Source organism: Chloroflexota bacterium (assembly GCA_013152435.1).
Taxonomy (GTDB): Bacteria; Chloroflexota; Anaerolineae; order DUEN01; family DUEN01; genus DUEN01.
The window spans coordinates 42928-60294 of the sequence record JAADGJ010000064.1 but is presented as its reverse complement, the minus strand read 5'-3'; the positions used below and the strand labels follow the sequence as shown (position 1 = coordinate 60294).

The following is a 17367-nucleotide window of genomic DNA, read 5'->3' as shown; positions in this document are numbered from 1 at the left end:
CATCCTGATCTCCTTGGTGTGGACGTGTTAGTATACGACTATGTTAGCAAACTCCCCCTTTCTTTGTAAACCTATATCAGGACGACACACCATGATCGACTTCGACCGCTTTGCCCGCTTCTATGACTACGAATACGGCGAGTTCGACGCCGACATCCCCATGTACCGGGGCTTTGCAGAACGAGCGGGCAGCCCGATCCTGGAGCTGGCATGCGGCACCGGCCGCCTGTTGATCCCTCTGGCCAGGGCCGGGTTTCAGGTGACCGGCATCGACATCTCCGAGGCCATGCTGAATATCGCCCGGAGCAAGGCGGAGGCTGCAGGGGTCCAGGATCGCGTTTCCTTGATTCGGGCGGAGATGCAGGAGTTCACGCTCGATCAACGGTTCCACATGGCCCTCTGCGCGCTGAACTCCTTCATGCATCTGAAGACGCAGGCGGAACAGCTGGCGGCCCTGCGCTGCTGGCGCCATCATCTGCGGCCGGGCGGCCTGCTGATCATCGACCTCTTCCCTCCGTATCCGGAGCGACTGGCCGAGAGAGACAGGCAGCTGATCGTCCAACACATCTGGGATCACGCCGAGGGAGGGGTCACGATCGTCAAGCAGCAGACGCAGCAGGTGGACTTCGCCGAGCAACAGATCCACGTGCACTTCATTTACGATGAGGTATCCCCAGACGGCGCCGTGCGACGCACCCTGGCGCCGTTCATCATGCGTTATCTGGGACGCTTTGAGATGGAGCTTCTGCTGGACAAGGCGGGATACGCCATCGAGGCGATCTACGGGTCCTGGGATCTGGATCCGTTCGAATCCGAATCAGAACGTATGATCTTCGTCGCTCGACGACGAGAGGGCGATTCATAGGGGTTGGGTGGGAACATCGATTCCGCCAGGAGCGTCTATGAGGCGGACAAAAAGACAGCCAGACTCCAACCTACGGCCGGAAGGGAGAGTACGAGATGAAACGCATGCGGTTATGGATCACCTTCGGATTGCTGGCCCTGCTGACATTGATGGGCGGCCTGCTGCAGGTGCAAGCGGGGGAGCGATCGCCCGAGCTCACCGTTTATAATCAGGGGCTGGCCCTGGTGCGGGATCCACGAACGCTGACCTTACAGGAGGGGTTGAATCAGGTCGCCATCAGTGACGTGGCGGCACAGATCGACCCTACCAGCGTACACTTCCGTTCGCTGACCGACCCCGCCGGGACCACCGTGCTGGAGCAAAACTTCGAGTACGACCTGGTGGGCTCCAGCCGATTGCTGGAGAAGTACATCGATCAGCCCATCGAGGTGGTGATGCAGGATGGGAGCACCTACACGGGGCGCCTCCTGAGCGGGGCCGGGGACCTGATCCTGCAAGGGGAGGACGGTGGCGTAACCGTGTTGCAGAGGGATCAGATCCGCACCTTCTCCTTCCCCGCGCTGCCGGAGGGCCTGATCACCCGGCCGACCCTGGTGTGGCTGGTGGACGCCAGCACGGCGGGCACCCACGACGTGGAGATCACCTATCTGACGCGTGGGATCTCCTGGCGGGCTGATTACGTGATCCTGCTGGCCGCCGATGAGACCCGCATGGATCTGAACGGATGGGTCACGCTGGACAACCGCAGCGGGGCCACGTACAAGGACGCCCGGCTGAAGCTGGTGGCGGGAGACGTCAACGTCGTCGAGCAATTCCAACGGGCGGTGAAGCGAGAGGTCGCCATGGCCCGCCCGGCGGAGGCCCCGCAGGTCGAGGCGCGCCCCTTCTTCGAGTATCACCTGTACGAGGTGAAGCGGCCGGTCACGGTCAAGGACAACCAGACGAAGCAGATCGAGTTCGTGCAGGGAACGGACATCCCGGTGCAGAAGGTGTTCGTGTACGAGAGCTCGCCGGGGGGATACTACCGCCCCAGCCAGCCCATCACGGATCCGGGATTCGGCACCTATGGTGACACCAAGGTCGCCGTCATGCTGGAGTTCACCACCGGTCCGGAATCGAATCTGGACAGCGAGCTACCACGCGGCATCGTGCGGGTGTACAAAGCCGATGTGGACGGCGCCCCTCTGCTGGTGGGCGAGGACACGATCGACCACACTCCCAAGGGCGAGCAGGTACGTCTCCGGCTGGGCAACGCTTTCGACATCGTCGGCGAGCGCCGACAGACCGACTTCAAGAAGTTGGGCGATCGAGCCCTGCAGGAGAGCTTCGAGATCACCCTGCGCAACCACAAGAGCGAGGATGTAGAAGTCCAGGTGATCGAGCACCTACAGCGCTGGTCGGAGTGGGAGATCGTGGAGGCCAGCCCGGCGGAGTATGTCAAGCTGGATGCCCAGACGATCAGGTGGAGCGTGGCCATCCCGGCCAACGGCGAGCAAAAGGTGACCTATACGGTCCTGTATCGCTGGTGAAAACCCTCCCGCATAAGGGAGGCATGGCCACAGGGCGGACACAAACGCATGAGCCCCTCTCCTGGGAGAGGGGCTCGCTTTTTTCTGACGATCACTCAATCGCCTTGATGAGCGCGTTGGCAAACGGTTCGGCCAGGGTGGGACCCTGCGCCGTGATCAACTTCTCGTCGACCTCCAGCGGGCGTCCCGTGTATGAGGCGCCGCCCCGCACGACCCACTCCGCGTACTCATAGGGAGCGGTCACCTTCTTCTTCTCCAAAACGCCGGCCTGGGAGAGCAGCACGGCCGCGTTGCCCGTGGCGCCAATGGTCTTGTACTTGACGTCAGAGGCCAGCTTGCGCGCCTGGGGATCGTCGAAGTAGATATGGGCGCCCTCACCTCCCAGGAAGACGACGGCGTCGTACTGATACGTCTTCACCTCGTGCAACCTGACATCCACCGGCACCGAAAAGCCACTGCTGGACTCCACCTTGCCAGAGGCAATGGAAGCCACGAACACCTTGTGCCCCCGTCCCTCACATGTGCGCTTCAGGGTGAAGTACTCGTTCTCATCGAAGCCTCGAGGGGGCAGCACGACCAGGATCTTCTTGGACGCCATGGTAGAACCACCTCCCAAACGAGATTGGCTGGAAAAGAGCGATCGGGGCCGAACAGGACGAAGCCCGCTCCTGAGATCACATCTTCTATTGTACTTAAGGTGAGAGGTTTGCCAAGCGAGCAGGAAGGGCAATCTCAATGATAGGGTTACCCGATGAGAATGTGTCTGAAACACACACCACGAAGCCACCAAGAGCGTGTCTGAGGGGCTCCCTCAGTTACCAGCTCCACAGGGAGAGGTGTGGAGGGGAAGTCCCCTCCACGGGAAACCCGCTTTTCCGTCCTGCACCTGCCTTTCTCGGCTCTTTCCACAGAGACCTGGGCTGAGGCCGGGCAGGTCGAAGGCGGAAGAAGGGCTTTTTCCAGAGAGGCTCCCCACAGCAGAAGCAATGGCATTTCTCAAGCCACCGCCGCTTAACGGCCCTTCGCCGACGGATGGGCGGGCAGCCAGTCGGGCGGGCCGTGCGGCGGCGGACGCCGCCCATAGAAGAAGTCATCCAGCGCCAGGGCCACGATCCGGGCCGGCCGGGACCATCGGAGGCTCATGCGCACTAAGCTGTGGGCGAAGGTATCCGGGTGAGAGTACGGACAGACCCGCATGCAGACGGCGCAGTCGGTGCCCACCGTCGCCCAATAGCGGAAGCAGGCCACGGGGTCGATCTTCCAACGCTCCAGGTCCCCCTCCGGTATCGGATCCCCCATGGGGATCGCTCGACTGGGGCAGTTCTCCGCGCACTTCCGGCATTGCGCACAGAAATCCAACACCGTCGGATCCCTTCGTCGGGCGTCAGGGATCAGGGGCAGGTCCGTAGTGACCACGTTCACGCGCACACGCGGCCCCAGGTCCGGCGTCATCAGCAACCCCATGCGGCCGATCTCGCCCAACCCCGCGTCCCACGCCACCAGCGGCGCGATGACCCGATAGTTCCCATCGATATGCGCCCGCGCTGGATATCCGAGCGCACGGATGTACGCGGCTAGCTGCAAAGCCACTCGCGCCGCCTCCAGATACTGCCGGGCCGACTCCATGGTGGTGGCCGCCGTGGGGGCCGCGCTCACCATCCGATGATCCATCTCCACCGTGAAGGCGATGGCATACCGATGATCGAGCTCGATGGGAGCGCCATAAGGCCCCTCGCCGCGTCCGATATGCGTATACACGTGGTAATCCCGTAGCTCCGCGATCCCCACGCTGTGGGCTCCCCAGTATCGGGTCAGCCCTTTGATGAGGGGGGTCATCTCCTCCGCGGAGACGGGCAGACGCTCCTCCGTCACCAGGCCGTCCGCGCACGAGCGCAGATGATCGATCACCTGAAAGCTGGCCCCGGCAGCAGGCATCGCCAACGGATCATAGAGGCGAGAGCCCGGCGAGAGGAGCCCGGGCCGAGCGCGCAGCTGATCGTCCACGCGTTGGTTCTCCGGGCGCATGGCGTAGTAGGCCCTGTACTCCGAGGTGTCGGGGCGCAGCCGCATGCGGGCGAAGATGATGTCCCGCTCATCCACGCGAGCAGCCGGCTCCCCGGATTCAGGGTGCGGGTTGCCCAGCGGGATCAGGAGGAACCCCAAGCCGCCGTAGCACAGCGCCAGCAGGGCGATCTGCACCCAACGTTGCGCCGCAAAGGGAAAGAAGGCGGCCAAAAGATAGGGCAGGGGAAGCAGAAGGGCCAGCCACGCCGCCCGGCGGGCAGCGCGTCGTTCGCCCTCTCGCCACGAGGTGATGGCGAAAAAGGCCAGGCCGAGGAAGAGCCCCCCGGCCGTAACCAGGGTCAGGATGTCGAGCCAGTGCATGTCGTCCTCGATAGGGTGATGTCCGCTGTCCACAAGCGCCGGGGGCGTCCCCGCGATGAACGGGCGTAGCGATCGCACAACACCATGCGGCGGCACCCGTATTTTACCACAAAGAGGGCGATTTCCCATCCAAGACAGCGCTTCCGGTCGTGCTTCTGGCGGCGTGCCACGGCTATGGATTGGTGGTATACTGCGAGGCGAGGGGGCATTCCCACCGAATCCATGTGCCCCGGTTTCCTACGATCATCAAGCGATCATCAAGTCAGGGAGGGGTATTCCGTGGAACACACCATTCGCGTCACCGTCTGGAACGAGTATCGCCACGAGCGCAAGAGCGAGGAGATCGCCCGGATCTATCCCCAGGGCATCCACGGGGCCATCGCCGCCCACCTGCGCACCCTGCCCGGCATCGAGGTGCGGACGGCCACGCTGGACGAGCCGGAACACGGGCTAACGGAGGAGGTGTTGGCTGCCACCGATGTGCTCATCTGGTGGGGGCACATGGCCCATCGGGAGGTCAGCGACGCCGTGGTCGACCGGGTGCACGCTCGCGTCCTGGACGGCATGGGCCTGATCGTGCTGCACTCCGCCCATTTCTCCAAGATCTTCAAGCGGCTGATGGGGACGACGTGCAACCTCCGATGGCGGGAGGCGAACGAGCGCGAGCGTATATGGGTGGTCGATCCCAGTCACCCCATCGCGGAGGGGCTAGGAGAGTATATCGAGATCCCCCAGACGGAGATGTATGGCGAGCGCTTTGACATCCCACAACCCGACCAGCTGGTGTTCATCAGCTGGTTCCAGGGCGGTGAAGTATTCCGAAGCGGCTGCTGCTTCCACCGCGGCCGGGGGAAGATCTTCTACTTCCGCCCGGGACATGAGACCCTGCCCATCTATCATCAGCCGGAAGTCCAGCGGGTGATCGGAAACGCCGTTCGCTGGGCGGCCTCGCCGCGCGGCCCCGCGCCCACCTTCGGCAACGTCAAACCGTTGGAGCAGATCTGAGAGCGTATCTGAAAAATTCACCGGCAAGGGATCTGGGGGGAGCCCTCAGCGGCATGCTCCATAGGGGGAGATGTGAGGGAATCCTTCTCCACGGAAACCCCACTCTCCCAGGCTGTACCTGTCCTCTCGGCCCTCCCCGCAGGGACCTGGGCCGAGGCCGGGCAGTCCAGAGGCGAAAGAAAGGCTTCTTCCGATCCGGGTCTCCCCGTAGCAGGAGCAACGGGATCTCTCAGGCACGCTCTGATCCTCCCGTTTCGGGCGCAATCACCCTTGGAAGGAAGAGAAGACTTTGCACCTTTGCGCATGTAGGGTATAATCGACCGAGTCATTCAGAAAGGGATGAGTGGCCCAGGCAGAGAAGCGGCCGAGACGGCCGCTTTTGATCGTATGTTGGTGTGAGGCGTGAGAGAGATGGCGTCTATCTTCCCATTTACAGCGATTGTCGGCCAGGAGCGCATGAAGCGTGCGCTCATCCTGAACGCGATCCACCCCCAAATCGGGGGCGTGCTGATCCGGGGCGAGCGCGGCACGGCCAAGTCCACGGCCGCCCGCGCGCTGGCGGCCCTGCTACCCGAGATCGAGGTGGTGGCGGATTGCCGCTTCCAATGCGATCCCAACCGACCGGACACCTTCTGCGACGAATGCAGGGCCCGCCTGGAGCGCGGGGAGGAGCTCCCCGTGGCCCGGCGGCGCACCCGTTTCGTCGATCTGCCGGTCAGCGCGACGGAGGACCGCGTCGTCGGCACGCTGGACATCGAGAAAGCGATCCAACGAGGGGAACGCCACTTCGAGCCCGGCGTGCTGGCCGCGGCCAACCGAGGCGTCCTGTACGTGGACGAGGTCAACCTGTTGGATGACCACGTGGTGGATCTGCTGCTGGACTCGGCCGCCATGGGTGTCAACGTGGTCGAGCGAGAGGGGATCAGCTTCTCCCACCCGGCGCGCTTCGTCCTGGTGGGGAGCATGAATCCGGAAGAGGGCGATCTGCGGCCGCAGCTACTGGATCGCTTCGCCCTCTCCGTGGATATCCACGGGCTGATGGACGCGGAGCAGCGCGTCCAGATCCTGGAGCGCCGCATCCAGTTTGAGCAGGACCCGGAGGGCTTCCGGGAGGCGTGGCGCGCGGAGGAGGAGAAGCTCTCTCGGGAGATCGCTCGCGCTCGCGAACGGCTGGACATGGTCACCTACACCAAGCGAGATCTGTACACCATCGCCCAGCTCACCGCCGAGCTGCATGTGGACGGCCACCGGGCGGATATCGTCATCCTGAAGACGGCGCGGGCCCACGCCGCGTTCGAGGGACGGCTGGCCATCACGGATCGCGATATCCTGCTGGCCGCCGAGCTGGCGCTGCCGCACCGCCTGAAACGACAGCCGTTCGAGGAGACATCCCTGGAGTTTCACCAGCTCCACCAAAGGTTGGAGGAGGCGCGCGCCCGCGCCGAGCAACATGAGGGCGATACAAGCGAGGCGGAATCGACCGCCGCAGATGTAAAAAAAAATGAGATGAGCGGTGAGGCGCAGGAAGGCGACGCGGAGGATATCCCCTCCTCGCCGTCTCCCGTCCACGACGCCAGCCAGAACGCCGCCTCCTCAGGCAGCGACCGGGGCATCCAGCGCCCGGTTCAGATCGGCCCAACCTTTCAGCCTCAGCGCCTGGACACCCCGCTCGACCGTCTGACGCGCCGCAAGGCGGGCAAGCGCTCGATCACCCGCACGGAGCGCAAGCGCGGGCGCTATGTGCGCGCCAGGCCGGCGGGCGATCGCGTGGACGACATCGCCTTTGACGCGACGCTCCGTCAAGCAGCTCCCTTCCAGAAGCGCCGCCGCGAGATCGAGGACAGCGACCTTGCGCTGCTGGTGCACAAGGAGGACCTGCAGCGCAAGATCCGGGTCCGCAGGGCGGCGAACCTGATCCTTTTCGTCGTGGACGCGTCGTGGTCCATGGCGGCGGCCGAGCGCATGGAGGCCACCAAAGGGGCGATCATGTCGCTGCTCATGGACGCCTACCAGCGGCGCGATCAGGTAGGCCTGATCGTGTTCCAGCGGGACCGGGCGCGCATCGTGCTGCCGCCGACATCCAGCGTGGAGCTCGCCCAACGCGCCCTGCGAGACATCCCCGTCGGCGGGAAGACGCCCCTGTCCAGCGGGCTGCTGCTGGCCTACCGGGTGTGCATGGCCGCCAAGCGTCGCGACACCGAGATCGTGCCGTTGATCATCCTGCTCACCGACGGCGCCGGGAACGTCTCGATCGCCGGCCTCCCCGCGCAGGAGGAAGCGCTGCGCGTGGCAGACCTGCTGCGCCAGGCCCACCTGCGCAGCGTGGTCATCAACATGGAACACGTAGCCTTTGACCGGGGCCTGGCTCAGAAGCTGGCCGACGCCATGGGCGCCCCCTGCTACACCCTACCCGAACTAGGAGCGGAATCCTTGGTCCGGACCGTCCGTGATGAGTTGTTCTCCTGGCCCGATCTCGGCCATCAGGACTGACCCATGATGGCCTCCATGGTCTCCCGCGCCGCATCGCGCCGCCAGCTCGCGGCCGATCTGACCCTGCTGGTCGTGGTCGCCATCTGGGGCGCGACGTTTGTGCTGGTCAAGGACGCCGTCACCGACTTCCCGGTCTTCGCCTTCCTGAGCCTGCGTTTCGGCCTGGCGGCGGTGGTCCTGCTGCCGCTGGCCTGGAGGGAAGCCCCCCACCGGCGACCTGACCGGCGGCTGATCCTGCAGGGCAGCCTGATGGGATTGGCCCTCTTCGCCGGATATGGCCTTCAAACGCTGGGGTTGCGCCTCACCACCCCAGCCAGGGCCGGATTCATCACCGGGCTCTCCGTAGTGCTGGTGCCCATAGGGTCCGCCTGGTTCCTGCGACGCCCACCCTCGCGCACCGCCATCGCCGGGGTCTCTCTGGCGACCATCGGGCTGGCTCTACTCTCCTTTGACGGGGATGCGAGCACCGGCCTAGGCGACCTGCTCGTGTTGGGGTGCGCGGTGAGCTTCGCCGCCCAGGTGATCCTGACGGCCGCTTTCGCGCCGGGCCAGCCGGCGATGCGCCTGGCGCTGGTGCAGATCGCCACCGTCGCCGTGCTGAGCCTGATCGTCTCCCTCCTGTGGGAGCGCCCCTGGCCAGCCATAGGGGGGCAGACCATTTTCGCCTTCGCGTTCACCGGCGTGCTGGCGACGTCATTCGCCTTCGCGGCCCAAACCTTCGCCCAGCGCTTTACCAGCCCAACGCATACGGCACTCATCTTCTCCCTGGAACCCGTCTTCGCGGTCGTGTCCAGCCGCATCCTCATCGGCGAGAGGCTGACGGGACAGGCCCTCGTGGGCAGCGCGCTGATCCTGTTGGGCATGCTGGCGGCCGAATTGGGGGATCTGTTCTGGAGGGGCATGAGCGGACGGCGCCGACTGGCGCAGGAGCTGTAGGACATCAGGAGACCACCGAGGAGCGACCGATGAAGATGCGCATTCAAGGAAGCTATGAGGATCTGCTGGAGAAGGCCCGCCAGGCCCGGTCGATGGGCCAGGCAGATCTCGCCGTCTGGCTGTACAGCCGGATCATCGAGCGGATCAACATGGTGCTATCCGGGACGGAAACACGAGACGAACAACTGCTGGACTACCTGATCACCGCCGCCGACGAGCTCCATATGGTGTTGGACTGGATGGGGGATCACACTTACGCCTGGGCCATATGTCAACAGGTGGCCGAATTGGATCCGGATGAGCCCGAGGTCTGGCGGCGGCGGGCGGCCACGGAGCGCATCTACGCCGGGGAGATCGAGGAGGGGTTGGAGGAGTTGCGCCAGATGGCGAAGGAGGCCCCGGAGGACTTCTGGCCCCAGGTGGAGCTGTCCGCGCGGCTCCTGGAATTAGGCCGTCTGGATGAGGCGGAGTCCGCCCTGGATGAGGCCTCCCGCCGAGCGCGCAACGAGGAAGAGCGGGGACTGGCGCACTGGATCCGCTTCCGCCTGCTGCGCGAGCGTGGCGAGTACCTGGAGGCGGCGCAAGCCTGGAAGGAAGCGCGAGAGCACGATCCCTACTACCGGTACACCGTGGAGTCGGTGTACCGAATGTTCATCACCGCCGGGGACTACTCCAATGCGCTGGCGTACCTCGAACAGGAGGAGAACCCGCTGCTGAAAGGCTATTACCATGGCCTGGTATCCCACCGCCAGGGGCGTGAGGCCCGGGCAAGGCGATCCTGGCAGCGCGTGGCGCAGGAGTCGCCCCATGAATATCAGGTCGGCAGGGAGGCGTGGGCGCTGGCGCAGATCCGGCTCGGCAACGCCCGGACGGCGCTGAATTTCCTCAACGACCTGACCCAGCAGGGATATGCCACGGACTGGGTGTATGCCGTAGCCGCGCTGGCCTGGGCCATCTCCGACAGCCTGGGGGGCGCCCAGGCGAACCTGGACCTGGCGCTGCGCACGCATCGACAGACGTTCGGCCCCTGGGCCCGGCTGCCTGTCGACCTGTGGGATGAGTTCGACGAGCTCGTATCCAACGAGGACCTGAAGCGAGAGCTGCGGAAGTTCTTCGCGGTGGAGGGAGAGCCGGCGCCCGCCGGCGAGGCAGAGGCGGCAGAGGAGCCGGAGGCCTCCCCCGACCAAACAGCGGAGGAGACCGCCCCTTCCCCTGATGAGGAGCCAGAGGGCCCAGAACCCTCCTCCGACGAGGGCGACGAGGCGGAATAGAATCCCAACGCATCTCATCTCCGGACGGCAAAAGGGCCCGGACGTTATCAGTCCGGGCCCTTTTGCTGTCCCTTACAGGCGAGTTCGCCCCTTCCCCGCCTCACATCGCCGGGGTGCCGTAGAGCCACCAGAACCGGTCCTTGGGAAATACGGCGGCCAGCTCGGCGGGCCAGATGAAGTCCCCCTCCCGAAATCGCCTGCGCAGGCGATCGTCCAGAGCCCACACCTGATCCAATAGCTCCGCAGGCACTTGATCGCTCCCGATGTGATCGATGAGCAATTGGATCGTCGTGCGGGTGCGCGCCTCCGCGGGATATGTGTCGGCGCACTTCTCGATATCCGTCTGACAGTCGTCCAGGAACCACCGCCAGGAATTGACCAGGCTGGAGATCTCCCGGATCGCGTGGGCTCGATAGGCCTCCGGATACCAGCGCCGCGCCCGTTCCATTTCGCTCTCCACCTGCTCCCGGATGCGCCGCTGCTCCGGCGTCAGACGATCGTCCAGGGCATGCAGGCGGCTCAGGCGAGCCAACATCGCCCCGATGGACATGGTGGGCCACTGCGTGCCCCTGGAGGTCTCCACGGCGATAGGCTGATAAACCTTATCCCGGGAGAGATAGTCGTCCAACCGCTTCGCCATGGCTTGCAGGACGACCAGATCGACGTTCTCCTGTCCCGGCTGAATTGAGGTATATCCGTTCATAAGCCCGTCAATCCCCTCTCGCATCATGAAGACGAAGGGCGCATCTGCGCCGTATCCAGAATTAACGTGACCGGCCCATCATTACACAGATGAACGGCCATGTGGGCCTGGAATCGCCCCGTCTGCGTGGGAACCCCGGCTGCCTGCAGATGCTCCACAAAGCGCCGCACCAGCGGCTCCGCGTGCTCCGGCCGGGCTGCGGCGGTGAAGCTGGGCCGACGCCCCTTGCGAGCATCACCGTACAGCGTGAACTGAGAGACCACCAGCGCCTCGCCGCCGACGTCGATCAGGGACAGATTCATCTTCCCCTGCGCGTCCTCAAAGAGCCGCAACCCGGCGATCTTGCGGGCGAGATAGGCAGCCTCCTCCTCGCCATCGCTATGGGTGATCCCCAGCAGGATCAGGAAGCCACACCCAATGGAGCTGATGACCTCCCCATCCACCACAACGGACGCCTCACTGACTCGCTGTACAACGGCTCTCATCTCCCCTCACCCAATGTCCTCCAAAGCTTTGCCGATCCGCTCCAACAGGGTCGGATCCACCCAGACGGCCGTGTCGATCTGAACGGCCATCGCGCCCAACCGCAGGAAAGCGTGCACATCGCTCACGTGGTGAACGCCCCCTGAGCCGACCAGGGGCACTCCCAGATCGGCCAGGGCGACCGCCTCCAGCGCGGCCATGGATAACGCGGCCACCGCCGGGCCGTACAGTCGGCCGCGCACCGGCTGCGCATCCCGGGCGATCCCCAACGCTCGCGGCGCCCTCCCCACGACCAGGGCATCCGCGCCGGCCTCGACACAGGCGACGGCCCAATCGACCACGTTGGAAGCCAAGGGCAGGACGGCCAGCAGAGGGATCTCGCAGGCCCCGCGCACGGCCTCCACCAGATCGGCGGCGGCCTCAGGACCCAGGCGATCATCCGGTGCCAGCTCCAACGCGGCCACACCTCCCGCCCCCTCTAGCCGCTGCGCAACGGCTGCCTGCTCCTCCGGAGCGCCCCAGAGCCGGGCGATGACGGGAACCTCCCACCGCTCCCATGCGGCGCTGTGGCGGCGGATCACCTGATCCACGCCCGGGTTCTGCCCCGTCTCCGCCAGCACGACGCCGCCGCGCACCTCGGCCAAGCGCGGCGGAGGGACGCCGCCGCGCACCTCGGCCAAGCGCGGCGGAGGGACCCCCCCGCGCGATCTCAGCCCAATGGGCCCGGTCACCCAGGCCCCACAGCAGCCCAGATCCAGCGCACGCGGGACCGCATCCCCATAGCCGATCATCCCCACGGCCAGGATCAACGGGGATCGCAGCGCCAGGCCCATCTTGTGATGGGGAGCCAGTTCAATCATCGCCATTCCCGCCTCAGGCCAGGTCGATCAGGTCCATGACCGGGCCGTGTACGCACGCCCGTGTGAGCCGCCCATCGCGTCGCTCGACCACGCAGGCCAGGCAGGCGCCAGTGCCGCAAAAGATATCCGGTTCGGCCAGCACCTGGACGAAGCCAGGCTGCAAAGCGGGATGCCATCCCTCGATCCAGGAGCGCAATCGCGACCATTGCGCTCGCGGCAGCGCGGCGCAGATATGATCCGGCCATCCCTCCAGGCCCCCCAGCAAGGCGAGGACATCGCCGCGCCGTCCCACCGAGCCATCCAGGGTGGCCAGCCGATATTCGATCTCCACTGGTAGCAGATCGGGGGGGATCACACGATCCTTCTGCGTCACGCCCAACGCCAGCGCCACTTGATGTCCCGCCGATAGCGCCCGCGTGATGAGCGGCCACACCGGCCCGATCCCCTCATCCTGCGCCAGGATCAGCACTCGCCCGGGCGAGGGAGGCAGCGAAAACCCATGGCCGCCAGGCCCCAGCAGATCCAGCCGCGCGCCCTCCGGCCGCGCCACCAGCCATGCCACCCCGCGATCCTTCGCGTCCGCCAACCACAAAGCCAAACGCCCGGGCTCGATCAGGACGGGGAACAAGGCGCGACGCAGATAGGGATCCCACACATCAGGAAGGGGAGTACATCGCACCAGGAAGAACTGGCCGGGGGAGCCAAGGTCATGAGGGAGTGTAGGACATCGGAGGTGAAGCAGAAAGCCGGGGCCGAGCGCCTGCAACCCCTCCACGAAGCACTGCCAGGTCTTCACCACGCGGCCTCAGCGCTCCTCGGCGACCGCACGCAATCCTTCCGGGTCGAGGACGACCACGCGGCCGCGCTCAGTGGTGATGAGCCCCTCCTTGCGGAACCGGCTCATCACGCGAATCGCCGTCTCCACGGTGGTTCCGGTCATGTCGGCGATGTCCTGACGTGTGAGGGGAAGATCGATCACCAGGCCGTTGTCCTTGTATCGGGCGCTGGAGGCCGCCAGCTTGAGCAACATGCGGGCGATACGACGCTCCACCCGCTCCACAGCCAGGCTGTGCACCAGATCGCTGGCGTTGCGCAGGCGGCGGCTGAGCTCGCTGATCACGGCCAGGGACACGCCCGGGTACTGCTCCAACAGGCGGAAGAAGTCAGGGCGAGAGATGGAGACGACGGCCACATCCTCCATGGCCTGGGCACTGGCGCTGTACGGCATCCCATCGAAGACGGCCATCTCGCCGAACATGTGCCCCGGCCCGATCACGTCCAGGACGATGTCCCGTCCCTCCTCGGAGTGGCGCAAGATCTTGACCTGGCCGATCCAAACGATATACAGAGCGTCCGGGGGGTCGCCTGCGTGGATGATGTAGGCGTCTTTCGGGTAGCATCGACCGACCAGCATATGCGCAACATCTTCCCAATCCCTTTCGGTCAGCGACAGAAATAATGGTACAGATTTCACGATCTGTACCATGTTGAACTGAAGCTTATCCATTCCCTCCCCCGGTCGCGAGCGCAAATGGGATTGGCGCCGCTAGGTCGGCCTAATCGGGGGGGATTATACCATGGCGGTTGGCCCGGAGCAACTTAATGCCCCATCCCATGACTTTTTCGCCATTTGTGTTTGGGTACTCCACCAGGGGGAAAGCAGAAAAGGAAGAAACAGACGGGGATCCGGGCCTCACGCGTGCGAGGAGGAGGTGGGCTCCGGCTCGGCTTCGCTCGCCGCCCGGCCTGGCTCCGTGGGTTCCTCCTCGCTGGCCTCCGCGGAGGTGGGCTCCTCATCCGTCATCACAGGCTCAGCCTCGTCGGCCGCCTGGTCCATCTCCGAGGAGTCCTCCCCATCCGTCGCATCCCCTTCAGGGGAGGGTTCCCCCTCGCCGGCCGGTGCGGGCTCGACTTCCTCATCTACCAGGACCTCTTGTCCCTCATCTTCCGGCGCGGGGGGCTCGCCCGCCAGGATGGGGCTGACGATCAACCGGCTGCGTTCCTCGGCGTTGAGCCCCTGGAAGGCCGTCGCATAACGCCGCAGTTGAGGCAGGTGATCCCGCAACAGGCCATGCAACGTGCGCACCACAATGATGGAGAAGGGGTCCGAGGAGGGAACGGGATGCACGTGCAGCGCGGCCCCCGTCTCCCGGCCGAGCCACTGGCTCATGGTATACGGCACGGCAGCCAGATCGATGCTCACCACCGCACCGATGTCATGCTCCGTCTCCTCCAGCCCGATGAAGGGGCGGGCCCGGACGCAAAGGTCATCCAGCTGCCATCCAGCGTCGACGTGCTTCCCCTCACCATCATGCGGCCCTGCCAAGCGCATCAGGGAAGACTCCACACTGGCACCTGGGGGCAGATAGGGCTGAGAGACCATGGCCGCGTAGCGAGCCACCGCCCCCGAGATCGCCTCCGCGAGCGGTGTTCGAGCCCCCGTCTCGTCCGTATAACTCAACGCCGGCCGCTGGCCCAGCTGCGCCAGCGTGGGCTCGGCGGCCACTCCCTCCAGCGTATCCCGCCAGGCAGCCAGCAGTTCGTCGGGCGGCCCGTTGCCGTTGGTCCACAGCCGCGGGGCGATATCGCCGCTGATCCAGCGCTGCGCCCTGGCCCAGATGCCATCGTAGATGGCGCTATCGAGGATGGCTGAGCGCACGAAGGAGGACTCCGCCGTCATCGGGCGGGCGAGCGCGGCGGCCAGTTGCGCCTGCTCCCGTTCCAACTCGGCCAGTGTACGTTGTAGATAGCCCACGCGCGCCAGGATCTGCTCGTGCAAGGCGGCGTGCGCGTTCACGGTCAGCTCATATACCAGGTCGTTCAGCTGGCGGTTGATAACGGCGGCCTTGGCCCGCATGAGCCGATTCGTCAGCCGATCCAGCTGATTCCGAGCCAACACCAGGACGCTGGCCCCCACGATCACGCCCAAGACCACGGCGCTGACAACCAGCCACACCAGGCCCGCCGCCTGCAGCTCTCCGGGCCCCATGCCGTTGGCCCGCGCGGCGGCCGTGCCCGCCACCAGGCTGAGGACCAACGAGATCAGGAAGACCCACCCCGGGTGGCTCTGAACCTGACTCCAGCTCTCCATCAGGCGGGTCAATCGGTTGACCTCGGTCGAGGTGCTCAGGTTGCGCAGCGCGGGCGGGATAGCCATCTGACTGCGCTGCGCCGAAAGCCCCACGCTGTCCTGTTGGACCAGCTCGGCGACCCGCTCCGCACAGTGGATCGCCATGCGCAGCCCACCACGCCCTCCCTCTCGCACAAGCCCCAGCAGGAAGCGATCCACCTGATCCAGCAGATGGTGGACCGCCGTCTGTCCGGGAGACGGCGCCTCAGCGAAGGATTCCGACGCATCCGCCTGGGCCTCCGACGGCTGCTCGGGTTCCTCCCGGGCGTCCGCCAGATCCTCGGCGTCCGGCGTTGGGATCACCCCGGCTCGCACCAGGAGCTCCTGCCGCCAACGTGGCAGGCGAGCCCCCTCCAGCTGATCGAAGTGCTGCTGGATGAACTCCAACCGGGCGACGGGGCCCAGCCCCTCCGTTCCGCTGAGGGGCGGCTGCAACTCACTCTCTCGCAGGCGCACGGGCACGAAGGGCCCCACGTCATCGGAAAGCGGATGCCACGTGTCCTTATCCAGCTCAATGGGGCCGCTGCCGATCAAAGCCTGCTCCAGCCGCACAACGGAGAGCAGGTCACGCCCCAGGGTATGGGCCAGCTCCTCCACCTGCCGCGCCTGCTCGGGCACCAGAGGGGTCAGGAAGTGATCGCGTAATACCCGCAGGCGCACCTGATCCCGGCTGCGGGCGCGCATCTGGTCCACCGGCACGTAGACGGAGGCGGCACCCAGGCTGCTATAACCGTTCCGCTCGTGCAGCGCAGGCAGATCCGGCGCCAACCGCTCGCTGAGGCAGCGATCGACATCGGAGAGCAGGAAGGCCTCCAGGGCATTCCCGATCATGGTGATGATCTCGCCCTCGCCCTCGGCCGTGGTGCCCCCGATCTTCTCACGGCTGATCAGATATCGATAATCCAGAGGGTGCGTCCCCAACGCCTCCAGCCATTGACCGCGCGGCAGGGACGCCCGCACCGCATCCTGCTGTTCAGGGTCGGAGGATTCCAGGACGGCCATCTCGTGCAGGGCCAAGTGCACGCCGGCCAACTCATAGAAGCGCTCCGGTGACGAGGCGAAGGAGTCCGCCTGGAGGAGCCCGACCACCTCGATGGGGGTATAGGTGCCCACCGCCTGACGGATCATCGCCGCCAGCGGCCAGATCAGCACGGAGGCGATGTCCTCAGCCAACGAGGCCAGGATGTAGATCGTGAGCTTGGCGATCTCGGCCGTGGGCTCACCCCGATCGATACGCGCCTGGTCCATGATCCAGACCAGCTGCTGGGCGATGGCCGACTCGTGGGCGATCAGGGTGCGGAGCATGGCCATCCGGCCGACGCCGGCGTTCCCCTCCGGCGGAAGGTGCGCCTCCAACACATCAATGGCGTCCTGAAGCCGCCGATACGTCTCCTCACGCCAGGCGCGGCTATGCCGCTGACCGCCGCGCGAGAGGTCGGACAGGGCGTGCCAGGGCGTCTCGGAGAACTCGGGGGTATCCCAACGGCCCGGGCGAGGCCGGGCGATGGTAAGCTGATGGTCATCATCCGGCATCACGAGGGCGAAGCTCACCGTGTAGTGGATCGGGGTGAGATTCGATGTCACCAGCGCCCGACGCTCGTCCGCCTGGCGCAAACGAGGCCAGAGATGCGCCAACACGCGACATCCCCATCCCCCCAGGCCGATGAGCGCTGCCCGGTTGCTTCCAGCCGCCCCCATGGTCTCTCCCCC

At 65.5% G+C, this 17367-nt stretch carries 14 protein-coding genes; 6 read left to right on the top strand and 8 right to left on the bottom strand.

Features of this window, described 5'->3' with window-relative positions; all coding sequences use genetic code 11:
- Positions 1 to 91 precede the first annotated feature (91 nt).
- Positions 92 to 865 (top strand): class I SAM-dependent methyltransferase, encoded by a 774-nt coding sequence (locus GXP39_09460; protein NOZ28264.1) that lies wholly within the window; start codon positions 92 to 94, stop codon positions 863 to 865.
- A 95-nt stretch (positions 866 to 960) separates the two neighbouring features.
- The gene (locus GXP39_09455; protein ID NOZ28263.1) at positions 961 to 2394 is read left to right on the top strand and encodes a DUF4139 domain-containing protein; all 1434 of its coding nucleotides are present in this window, start codon (positions 961 to 963) and stop codon (positions 2392 to 2394) included.
- A gap of 91 nt (positions 2395 to 2485) precedes the next feature.
- On the opposite strand, the gene GXP39_09450 is transcribed toward GXP39_09455, so the two are convergent.
- Positions 2486 to 2992, bottom strand: coding sequence for a DJ-1/PfpI family protein (locus GXP39_09450; protein NOZ28262.1), 507 nt, complete (start codon positions 2990 to 2992; stop codon positions 2486 to 2488).
- Between the two features lie 413 nt (positions 2993 to 3405).
- Positions 3406 to 4857 carry a 4Fe-4S dicluster domain-containing protein gene (locus GXP39_09445; protein NOZ28261.1) on the bottom strand — a complete coding sequence of 484 codons (1452 nt, stop codon included), beginning with the start codon at positions 4855 to 4857 and terminating at the stop codon, positions 3406 to 3408.
- Between the two features lie 144 nt (positions 4858 to 5001).
- Here GXP39_09445 and GXP39_09440 point away from each other — a divergent pair, with 144 nt between their 5' ends.
- The 4 genes from GXP39_09440 to GXP39_09425 all read left to right on the top strand — a co-directional run bounded on the left by GXP39_09440 (position 5002) and on the right by GXP39_09425 (position 10481).
- Complete coding sequence (locus GXP39_09440) at positions 5002 to 5784, top strand: trehalose utilization protein ThuA (protein ID NOZ28260.1); 783 nt, start codon at positions 5002 to 5004, stop codon at positions 5782 to 5784.
- A gap of 411 nt (positions 5785 to 6195) precedes the next feature.
- Positions 6196 to 8274, top strand: a complete 2079-nt coding sequence (locus tag GXP39_09435; protein ID NOZ28259.1) for a putative cobaltochelatase — start codon at positions 6196 to 6198, stop codon at positions 8272 to 8274.
- A 15-nt stretch (positions 8275 to 8289) separates the two neighbouring features.
- Positions 8290 to 9210 carry a DMT family transporter gene (locus tag GXP39_09430; protein NOZ28258.1) on the top strand — a complete coding sequence of 307 codons (921 nt, stop codon included), beginning with the start codon at positions 8290 to 8292 and terminating at the stop codon, positions 9208 to 9210.
- Positions 9211 to 9239: 29 nt separating this feature from the next.
- A complete protein-coding gene (locus GXP39_09425) occupies positions 9240 to 10481 on the top strand; it encodes a hypothetical protein (protein ID NOZ28257.1) in 1242 nt (413 codons plus the stop codon).
- A 100-nt stretch (positions 10482 to 10581) separates the two neighbouring features.
- Here the strand turns inward: GXP39_09425 and GXP39_09420 are convergent, their stop codons facing one another.
- The 6 genes from GXP39_09420 to GXP39_09395 all read right to left on the bottom strand — a co-directional run bounded on the left by GXP39_09420 (position 10582) and on the right by GXP39_09395 (position 17355).
- Positions 10582 to 11184 carry a hypothetical protein gene (locus GXP39_09420; protein NOZ28256.1) on the bottom strand — a complete coding sequence of 201 codons (603 nt, stop codon included), beginning with the start codon at positions 11182 to 11184 and terminating at the stop codon, positions 10582 to 10584.
- A gap of 23 nt (positions 11185 to 11207) precedes the next feature.
- Entirely contained in the window at positions 11208 to 11669 is a 462-nt protein-coding gene (locus GXP39_09415; GenBank protein ID NOZ28255.1) for a D-tyrosyl-tRNA(Tyr) deacylase, read from the bottom strand.
- Positions 11670 to 11675: 6 nt separating this feature from the next.
- Complete coding sequence (locus GXP39_09410) at positions 11676 to 12533, bottom strand: hypothetical protein (GenBank protein ID NOZ28254.1); 858 nt, start codon at positions 12531 to 12533, stop codon at positions 11676 to 11678.
- A gap of 7 nt (positions 12534 to 12540) precedes the next feature.
- Entirely contained in the window at positions 12541 to 13323 is a 783-nt protein-coding gene (locus GXP39_09405) for a hypothetical protein (GenBank protein ID NOZ28253.1), read from the bottom strand.
- A 9-nt stretch (positions 13324 to 13332) separates the two neighbouring features.
- Positions 13333 to 13941: a Crp/Fnr family transcriptional regulator gene (locus GXP39_09400; GenBank protein NOZ28252.1), complete on the bottom strand. Its 609-nt coding sequence runs from the start codon at positions 13939 to 13941 to the stop codon at positions 13333 to 13335.
- Between the two features lie 279 nt (positions 13942 to 14220).
- A complete protein-coding gene (locus GXP39_09395) occupies positions 14221 to 17355 on the bottom strand; it encodes a hypothetical protein (protein ID NOZ28251.1) in 3135 nt (1044 codons plus the stop codon).
- Positions 17356 to 17367: the final 12 nt, after the last annotated feature.